The sequence below is a fragment of the Bacillus sp. 220_BSPC genome (genome assembly GCF_001054655.1).
Classification (GTDB): Bacteria; Bacillota; Bacilli; order Bacillales; family DSM-1321; genus Peribacillus; species Peribacillus frigoritolerans.
This window is the reverse complement of record NZ_JVPL01000307.1, coordinates 1-9,722: the sequence shown is the minus strand read 5'-3', so window position 1 is coordinate 9,722 and position 9,722 is coordinate 1. Positions and strand designations below refer to the sequence as shown.

At 37.9% G+C, this 9,722-nt stretch carries 10 protein-coding genes; 2 read left to right on the top strand and 8 right to left on the bottom strand.

The annotated features are described in order from the left end of the window. Positions 1-107: 107 nt before the first annotated feature. The 8 genes from ADA55_RS25820 to ADA55_RS29735 form a co-directional block, all read right to left on the bottom strand. Positions 108-1,430 carry a sensor histidine kinase gene (locus ADA55_RS25820; RefSeq protein ID WP_048689168.1) on the bottom strand — a complete coding sequence of 441 codons (1,323 nt, stop codon included), beginning with the start codon at positions 1,428-1,430 and terminating at the stop codon, positions 108-110. Between the two features lie 547 nt (positions 1,431-1,977). Next, complete coding sequence (locus ADA55_RS29745; protein ID WP_048689165.1) at positions 1,978-2,607, bottom strand: FtsX-like permease family protein; 630 nt, start codon at positions 2,605-2,607, stop codon at positions 1,978-1,980. A gap of 99 nt (positions 2,608-2,706) precedes the next feature. Next, the gene (locus tag ADA55_RS29740; RefSeq protein ID WP_048689160.1) at positions 2,707-3,915 is read right to left on the bottom strand and encodes an FtsX-like permease family protein; all 1,209 of its coding nucleotides are present in this window, start codon (positions 3,913-3,915) and stop codon (positions 2,707-2,709) included. Further along, positions 3,893-4,669, bottom strand: a complete 777-nt coding sequence (locus ADA55_RS25805; RefSeq protein WP_048689156.1) for an ABC transporter ATP-binding protein — start codon at positions 4,667-4,669, stop codon at positions 3,893-3,895. Before ADA55_RS25805 ends, ADA55_RS29740 begins: the two co-directional genes overlap by 23 nt. Positions 4,670-4,767: 98 nt before the next feature. Then, positions 4,768-5,829: a sensor histidine kinase gene (locus ADA55_RS25800; protein ID WP_048689153.1), complete on the bottom strand. Its 1,062-nt coding sequence runs from the start codon at positions 5,827-5,829 to the stop codon at positions 4,768-4,770. Then, positions 5,826-6,533 carry a response regulator transcription factor gene (locus ADA55_RS25795; protein ID WP_048689149.1) on the bottom strand — a complete coding sequence of 236 codons (708 nt, stop codon included), beginning with the start codon at positions 6,531-6,533 and terminating at the stop codon, positions 5,826-5,828. The genes ADA55_RS25800 and ADA55_RS25795 overlap by 4 nt, the downstream gene beginning before the upstream one ends. Positions 6,534-6,605: 72 nt before the next feature. Next, on the bottom strand, positions 6,606-7,058 hold the full coding sequence (locus ADA55_RS25790) for an SMI1/KNR4 family protein (protein WP_065421225.1): 453 nt from the start codon (positions 7,056-7,058) through the stop codon (positions 6,606-6,608). Positions 7,059-7,458: 400 nt separating this feature from the next. After that, the gene (locus tag ADA55_RS29735) at positions 7,459-7,752 is read right to left on the bottom strand and encodes a hypothetical protein (RefSeq protein WP_142398553.1); all 294 of its coding nucleotides are present in this window, start codon (positions 7,750-7,752) and stop codon (positions 7,459-7,461) included. A gap of 308 nt (positions 7,753-8,060) precedes the next feature. Here ADA55_RS29735 and ADA55_RS25785 point away from each other — a divergent pair, with 308 nt between their 5' ends. Together ADA55_RS25785 and ADA55_RS25780 are read left to right on the top strand one after the other, a co-directional pair. Then, positions 8,061-8,498 (top strand): DUF1641 domain-containing protein, encoded by a 438-nt coding sequence (locus tag ADA55_RS25785; RefSeq protein WP_048689143.1) that lies wholly within the window; start codon positions 8,061-8,063, stop codon positions 8,496-8,498. A gap of 39 nt (positions 8,499-8,537) precedes the next feature. After that, a complete protein-coding gene (locus tag ADA55_RS25780; RefSeq protein WP_048683989.1) occupies positions 8,538-9,719 on the top strand; it encodes an NAD(P)/FAD-dependent oxidoreductase in 1,182 nt (393 codons plus the stop codon). Positions 9,720-9,722: the final 3 nt, after the last annotated feature.

The window sequence follows — 9,722 nt, the reverse complement described above, 5'->3', positions numbered from 1 at the left end:
ATAAAAATAGACAAACTCGATTTTCATCGAGTTTGTCTACAGTCTGAAAGGTATGATCCCTTTGAGGGATCATACCTTCTTATCAAATGTGTTTCCTTTGGATCAATTTAGCCCATTTTTCCACTTACGGGAATGATCATCGTAACGGTTGTTTCTTTTTCAGAGGATTGTACATGAATCTCTCCATCATATCTGTTCACTAAGTCTTTGACGATGAACAATCCTTGTCCGCGAACTTTGCCCTTTTGTGCCTTTTTGGTTGAAAAACCGCTGGCGAATATATTCTCCAGATCTAATTCCGAAATCATTGGTCCTGTGTTCGTGACCATAAACGTATACTTTTCATCATCAGCTTTGCAGGCAATATTCATTCGGCGTTCTTGCTCTGGCAATTCAATTGTTGCCTCAATAGCATTGTCGATAACATTTGATAATAATTTTATCAAATCGATTGTTTTGATCCAATTGAAGGATTTGGGTGAAACATCAATTTCAATATCGATATTATAATTCTGGGCCGAGAGCCTTTTGGTCTCCAACAGGACAGATAAGCCAGGATGAATCACATCCAATTTCATTGATTCAATTGAATGCACTTCTTTTGAAAGCCCTGTTAAGTATTCGAGTGCTTTTGCGTTCTCCTCTAATTTAAGCAGTCCATGTATCACCTGAATATGATTGGAAAAATCATGCCTTAATGAGCGGACTGAAGCAAATAGAGATTGAAATTCCGATTGATACGTATCTTCCGTATCCCCCACTTCACGTGTCAGTTCCTTTTGATACCATTTTTGAATGACAAAAAAGGTAACCAGCAGCATGATGACAAATCCACCATTATAAACAAGAATGGCAATGCTGCTTTTCAATACCTTGCCGTTAATGGCATTAATATCTTCCGCGCTCACATCAATGCCCAAAAAACCAATAATGTCACCATCTTGATTTTTCATTGGCACTCCCACAGTCAAATACTCACCATATTCCGGATCTTCTAGAATCCCGGTAATGAAGCTTTTGCCCTCATATCCCTGTTTGACCTGCTCCGGCGGAACTGTACATGCACCACCGATAGGAAAATCCCCTTTATGATCTTTAGAAAATCCAGTAATCATGCACTTGGATACTGTGGGATTATCAATCATGATGGTATAAACATATAATGCTCCTATTTTTTCACGGGCATCCTCTAAGTAAGCTTTTATATCCGAATAATCCTGGCTCTTTACTTGGTTATTGAGAAATCGCTGATAGGCCTCCATATCCATCGAGTCGGCTATAGATCTAGCAGCTACCAAGTTTTGATTGGCAACGGATTTTTGCACAGAATTTTTAATGCTTAAATATGTTGAAAACATATTTAGAAGAATGAAAACAATCAATAAAAGTATGGTCAAATAAAGAAGTGCCCTTAACTTTTTATTTTTCATAGGATTAAACTTACCTCATCTCTAGCAGCTAAAAGTTAACGAACCTATTCTGAGTTTACTATATTAAGGGATAAAGAAATAGGGAAAAATCTAATATTCTCTATAACCCCAGGCATATAATACTATAATAAATCAAGTAATTAACAGATCACCCACTATTTTTTTGATCATATGACCTTTTATGTTTTAATCTAAACCACGTCTATTATTAATCATTTCCAATAAATCGTTTTATTTCCTCAAAATAATTATTTCAGTATAATTATGTATGTGAAAATGGTAAAAATAAATGATGCGGGGTTCGATATTCTTGCTTAAAGTAAATAATTTTACCCTTTATATGAAAATATTACAAGATTGTAAAAGATTCACCTGTAAAATCACACCATAATTCATATGGTTTGTGCAATAGCGGATTACTCCTCTTTCAATAGTGCATATTAACTAATTTATCATCAATGAAAATGCCGTTTCAATGAGAAGACCTCCTGAAAAAGAAAATGGAATCGAGGACGGATTCCCTGATTCCATTTACATATGATAGCTTCTATTTAATCGAATTGATGACTGCCCGCCCATACATCTTTTTAGTTACTTGATAGTACAGCAGTTGAAAAAGAAAATACGTTGCGATGACCATGGCCGAGTAGACAAACAAATTCGATCCCAATAAATTGCTTAATGCCACGTAGGCGACTATGGCATGAATCACCCCTATCAGAAAAGGAGCGAAAAAGAGGATGCGTATTTCGGCACTTAAAATTTGCCGTATTTCTTTTTTTGTCAACCCCAATCGATGAAGGGCATGGATTTGGATTTTTTTATCTTCTAAATTCGTAAAAACTCTCAGATACATCATGCTCCCTTGGACGATAAAGAATAATAGACTGACAAACAAGCCTATAAAAAGAATCAATATGCTACCCTGTTTCATTTCTTGATAAATCGGAGCTCTTGTTTGCAGTTGATTATGATTAGGATTATTAGACATTTGTTCGATTTCACTAGATGTTTCCATTGATTCTTCCCAATCTTTAACTTCATACCCCCGTACTCTTGCCATCTCTTTTAATGGCACATCAGCTGTGATTTCATGATACAGCTGATCATCAACCACCATCAGGGTCGTTGCCGCTTTTATGGGTGCGACTATCGATTGATTGCGCTGACCAATCATTGTTACCTGAATGGTTCGATTGCCAAAGTGCAGCTCCTTTTGTTCTCCCTTATGGACGAATTGATAGTCCAGTCCTCCATAAGGAAAAATGTATAATGCTTATTTTCCAGATAACTTTGCTGGTTCAATTTTTCGTAATGCAGCCGTATTGTTATAATCACTTTCCGAGATTAATAATGACCTATTTTCACTGGATTCTCCCGTTCTCATATGGGGTAGCATGTGGGTGATGGGCACACCAGTCATATTTACTTCGTAAAGGATCTTGAATCCATCTTCCTTTAATGTTTTCTCCACTGCGGATGGTTCAATAACTGAATAAACAGAAGCGTCATTTTCAACCCAGCCAATTGATTGCGGAATGTTATCCATCCCTTGCTTTTTTAAATCTGCACTGAACATGAAGAGTGTTCCAGCAGCTGTCAAAATCACGGCTGTAATGATCGAGGTCAAAAAGAATAACCTGGAATAGTCCTTAATATTGAATATCAGGTTTGTTTGAGTAATTAAATTCGTTCCGCCATATAAGCTTTTCTTCTTCCGGTAAAGCCTGCTGCATAGAGCGACAATGCTTTGGCTGAATAAAAAATAGGTGCCGATCAGTACGAAGAATACTATGGGCAATACTCTATAAGAATTGTTCAACGACATCGTACCTGCCAAATAATAAGAAATGCTTAAGCAAACTGCTGATAATGCAACTAACCACTTTGAAACGAAGGGAGTCTTTTTGGGTTTTTGTTTATCTTTTAGTAAATCGACTACCTCCGCATTTCCTATGTGGAACAATGAAAGGAGCGATAATAGCTGAAATAGCAAAATGAAACCAACAATTGTATAAACAAAGGCCTCAGGGACAATGACAAACGATATTGGTTGCTCTACAGCCAGTAACCAAGAAACTGCCATTAAGAATAACTTTGAGAACAAAAACCCTAAGCCTACTCCAATCAGGATAGATATGAGGGAAACCATCGTTTGCTCCAGGTAAATCAGTTTTCTAAGTTGGGATTTGGACATTCCAAGCAGTGTCAGCAGCCCAAACTCTTTTTTTCGCGGCTGTATAAATGCTGCATTCGAATAAGCGATAAAAAAAACTGAAAATATGATGATCACTATTTCAGCTGCAATGAGTCCCTTACTAATTAACTGTCCCCCTGGAATATTCGCATGGACCACATCTGGATGAAAGATAAATGATGCGTAAATAAAAAAGATTGAGACCGAAAGGACAATACTGAAAAAATAAGCTAGATAACGTTGTGCATTTCCTTGGATATTCCTCTTAGCGAGAAGTCGGATGTTCATGATAGACTCCTCCCAAAACGCTTAACGTATCTAAAATCCTTTGATGGAAGCTCTGTCTTTCCCCTCCGCTGTGAACCTCCGAAAAGAACTTGCCATCCTTTATGAATAGGATCCGGTCACAGAAACTGGCTGCAGTCGGATCATGAGTGACCATGAGGATGGTTGCTCCCTTTTTCTCCTGAAGTGTCGTGAGGGAATCCATTACCTGCTTGGCAGATTGGGAATCCAAATTACCAGTAGGTTCATCCGCTAAAATAATGGAAGGCTCATGAATCATCGCTCTTGCACAAGCCGTTCGTTGCTGCTGACCTCCAGAAATTTCAAAAGTCCTCTTTTCTAAAATCCCTGCTATACCAAGAAGGCTTGCCAACTGATTTACCCTATATTCCATTTCCTGCAGTTTATAATGATCTAACGCTAGAGGAAGGAGGATATTTTCGCGAACGGTAAGTGTTTCAAGAAGGTTGAAGTCTTGAAAAACAAATCCAATTTCCCTCCTGCGAAACAATGCCAGGTCCTGATTGTTTAATTCATTAGGATTTTGATCATTTAGAATGACTTTACCTGTGGTGGGCTTATCAATCGTGGCCATTAAGTTAAGCAGAGTGGTTTTCCCGCTGCCAGATGGACCCATCACACCGACAAATTCCCCTTTCTGTACATTCATGGTGAAATTATGTAACGCCTTATGAATTAAATTCCCCTGCTTTTGAAAATAAGTTTTGGATAGTTGTTCCGCTTTTAAAATCGACATCCGAAAATACCTCCCTTTCTTACCGTAAGTATAATGAATAAAGCGGGAGGCTCCCATCGAAGTTTATTACATAATCGTTTAGCACCCTTACAATTCTGTCACCTTTCATGTAAGATATTTGTCTTAAAGAGAAACTCCACAGTAGTCCCTTCGGATACAGTCGATTGGATGGTAACGACATGCCCAAGTCTATTAACGATTTCCTTCACAAGATATAGTCCCATTCCGGTTGACTCTTGTTTGACTCGCCCGTTCTCACCAGTAAAGAATGGATCAAACACCCGTTTTACATCTTGTGGGACGATACCTATTCCCTGATCTGTTATCCTAAGGAAAATCTCCGACTCTTTTTCAATGATATTGAACGTTATGCTGTCATGCTCTTCCTGCCTTGAATACTTCAGTGCATTAAAGACAACCTGACTAATGGCGAAGTGGAGCCACTTACGATCCGAATGCACATATACATTCTCATGCTCCATTTCAAGCCTGGGATATATGAACCGTTTGATGAACTGTTTTTTTTCCTCGTTAATTACTTGCTTGACCAGATTAATTAAGTCAACCCGCTCCGATTTTAAATCCTCCGAAAAACGCTGCAGCCTTGCTCCATGCAATATAATTTCCAGCCCTCTGTGAAATCGATCATTCTCTTCTTCTATCTCTTTAAGATAATCCTTCATCGGCTCATTCGAAAATGTCCTTTTGCCTTCTTGAATCAGTAAGGAAATGACTGAAACAGGTGTCTTCATTTGATGAACCCATTGATGAATCAACAGCTCATATTGCTCCTGCTGTTTGATTTGTTCTTGTAACTGCCCAATAGTTACCTTGTTCATTTGATGAAAAAGTTCCATCCACAACTTTTGTTCATTTGTCAAAGGTTCCCTAAAGGCTTCGACATATTCAAAAGACAAGCTCGGTTCTTGCTTCATCCTTGCTAATTGATTAAGGAAACGGTATTGCCTTATGTAATCGGCGGCTAAAAATATAAGCATCATAAAAAACGCGAGAATAATTAAATAGATGATATTTGAAATCGATATGTGATTCCCCGCTTCCAGAACGGCTAATGCACAAGCAATGATAAGCAGGCTTACCAGTAGAACGGTATAAAATATAAAATAAAGACGGTCTTTAATAAAGGATTTCAGCTTCACTTTTCTTCACCTTGCACTATTTTTAGTCGATATCCTTTTCCCCTGCTAGTTGTTATGGCATGCTTGATGCCAATATCCTCAAGTTTTCTCCGTACCCTTGTGACATTGACGGTCAATGTATTGTCATCAACAAATGAATCATCATTCCATAATGCTTCAAGTAACTCTTCACGAGAGACGATGGTGTCATACTGTCGTAGTAAACAACTCAATAATTTCAACTCATTTTGAGTTAACGTTACCTGATTGTCTTGATATTCGATCATCGCTTTTTCCGTATAAAGCGTTAATCCCTCCATTTCCTTTACTTGTTGGTGGAATGAAGATATATCCGCATATTCACCATACACCCTACGTAGGACACTCTTTATTTTCGCCAATACCACTTCCAAATGAAACGGTTTTGTTAAATAGTCATCTCCCCCGTATTCAATGGCCATGACTTGGTTCATTTCATCTGTCCTTGCAGAGATGAATATGACAGGAACCTTCGAAACCGTCCTTATTAGCCGACACCAATGGAACCCATCATAATAGGGCAGATTAATATCCAATAAAACCAAATCTGGCTTTATATCTTGGAACTCCGCAAAAACTTGGTCCAGTTGCTTCACTTCAAAAACCTCATACCCGTACCTTTTTAAATAATTGATTAAGATTCCTGCTATTTTGAGATCGTCTTCAACCAATAATATTTTATACATTTTTATCTCCTCATTAACATGACAATAAAAACCCTTGAATGGCATGAGCCAATCAAGGGGATTACAATAAAATTAGATTTCCTCCGGGACTTTCAATCCCTCAATGAAGGATTTAAAACTCGATGCAACTTTATAAATGTTTTCATCCTGGCTTGATGGATCCGAATACCAACCCTGATCCCAGAAGTAAACTCCCTTTTCTTCTTCATTATTTATCAGCAAAATTTTACCTGCACATGTATCATTACCTATTATAATGCAATTCTTATGTAAGTCTTCTCTGTTTTCTTCATGCCATTTCTGTAAATCCAGTTCTTTATCTATAAGCTCTAATCCATAAAGTGCTTGTAAGCATACAAGTGTGTCTAATCCATCTACATAAAACTTACAGTTTTGAACCGTAGTTGTGCCGCCATTATGCTTAAAGAGAAATTGTTTATAATCTTCAGGAATTTCAAAACCCACAAATTCCTGAAAATTATTCACTGCTTCTTCTCTCGCTTTCCCATATCCAGTAATACTCACCATTGTATCGACTCCATTTCATTTTATTGTAGTAAAATCAATTGAACTAATTGCTGTTTATAAATACCTTTTCTTAATGGAGATCCTTTAAATATAAATTATTCATTATTGCTTTAGAAAATAATACTTTTTTTAAATATATTAACATAATTTTACTATCCTTTTCAGTATTTTCTGATATATTTTTTGACAATTTCGTTGCTTTTCACTAAGAAAATAGTTTTTTTAATCGAAGTTTTGTCGAAAAATCGATAAATCGTATACTTTCGCAGATAAATCAGAAGTTTTCGATGATATATCTCCATTTTCGAAGATATATTCCCGATTTCGCAGATAAAAATATTATTCTATAAAAAGGCGCCCACTTCATCTTCAAGATTGGGCGCCTTTTCTCTATTTATCAAACAATTTTATAGTCTTCATACGTAATTAATAACCTGCTCATAGAAACTGTCTCAGCACGAAGCTTATTCTTGTCACGACAATAAGCAATGATGGAACTATTAGGAACTTTAGCTGTACAATTCCATTTACTATATTTTTCATTATACCTAGAGGATATTTCGATAATCCCACCACGTACCTTTAACATCCTGCGTTCTACCAAGGGCATCAACTCCAATTCCGATAATAGTATATACCCTAAATCAGATAAAATATTCTCGAGGCCCATTCCGTCAAAGATTATGGACATTATAGCAAAACAAACATACAAGCAAAATAAAAAGGTTTCTGCTATAGATCTATTATTATAGGAATGACAAGGTAGAATGTCTCTAATACCCCTCTTTATTTAAGGTATTATAACCAGAATAATCTTAATATTCTTTTGGAATATTAAGATTATTCAAAAAAACCACCAAATAACTCTTAATTATTACGATAAAATTATATTCGTATCACAAAAGAAATATTTGAAATTAAGAGATTAGAGTCGTATGATTAGTAGTATCGGCGGAAAAAACATAAATCAAAATAATTAAGTTTAAAGGGGAATTAGATATGGTAGATGTAATCTCAAAACCTGAACATGAAACACTTAATATTTCTGCAAACCAAGAGCAATTGGATATCTTAGATCAGCTTTTAAAGCCTGAGGTTCAGGAATCATTGAACACTTTAGTCGAGCAGTTACCAAAACTAACTGAGTTAGTGAATATTTTAACAAAGTCTTATGATTTCGCTCAATCGGTTGCGACTGATGATGTGTTGAAAAATGATACGGTCAGCGCCATTTCGGAGATCGCGACACCTGTGGTCCATTCAGTGAAAGGACTTGCAGCAAATGCCATCGAAGCTAAGGATCGTGCAGAAGCGAATAATGATGTGATCGGTCTTTTTGGTCTGTTAAGGATGATGAAAGATCCGGAAGCACAAAAGCTTTTCCGTTTCGCCCAAGCTTTTCTTGAAGTCTCTGCAGAACGTAAAAACCAAAAATAATTTGATAAACTTTCAATCAGTAAGGACGGGGGATTAACTATGTCAAAACAAATCGTCATCTTAGGTGCAGGTTACGCAGGATTACTATCTGCTTTATCCGTACGTGAATATTACAATAAAGATGAAGTGCAGGTTACGGTGGTGAACCAATTTCCAACGCACCAAATCATCACCGAATTGCACCGTCTTGCAGGCGGATCCATTTCTGAACAAGCCGTTTCCATTCCGTTGGAAAAGCTTTTCAAAGGAAAAGATATCGACCTTGTCATTTCCAAAGTGGAGTCATTCTCGGTTGATAATAAAGAAGTGAAACTTGCCAATGGTTCCACATTATCTTATGATGCCCTGGTTGTTGCTTTGGGAAGTCAAACAGGATTCTTCGGCATTCCGGGACTTGAGGAAAACAGCATGGTCTTGAAATCCGTAAATGATGCAAACAAGATTTACAAACATATCGAAGATCGCATCCGCGAATATTCTCAAACGAATAATGAAGCGGACGCAACCATCGTGATCGGCGGCGGCGGATTGACGGGCGTTGAGTTAATCGGTGAAATCGTGGACCATTTCCCTAAAATCGCCAAAAAGTTCGGAGTGGACTTCAAGGACTTGAAAATCAAGCTTGTGGAAGCTGGTCCAAAAATCCTTCCGGTCCTGCCTGATCACTTAATCGAACGTGCCATGACAAGCTTGGAAGCACGCGGCGTTGAATTCTTGACAGGTCTGCCTGTAACGGGTGTTAAAGGAAATCGAATCGAATTGAAAGATGGACAAACGATAACGGCCAATACGCTTGTTTGGACAGGCGGAGTTGCGGCTCTTCCTATCGTAGGCGAATCAGGCCTTGAAGTGGATCGCGGCAAAGCAACCGTCAATGAGTATTTGCAATCCAAATCCCATAAAGACGTATTCGTTGTCGGCGACAGTGCCGTTGCGTTCCCTCCAGAAGGCGGCCGTCCATATGCTCCTACTGCACAAAATGCTTGGCAAATGGGTGAGCTTGTTGGATACAACCTATATGCAGCCTTTGAAGGCAAGAAACTTGAAGTATTCTCACCTGTAAACTCAGGTACACTTGCGAGCCTTGGCCGTAAGGATGCAGTGGCAACCGTTGGGGCCAATAACACGTCCCTTAAAGGCCTGCCGGCTACATTGATGAAAGAAGCAAGTAATGTTCGCTACCTATCACACATCAAAGCCCTATTCAGCCTGGCTTATTAATTC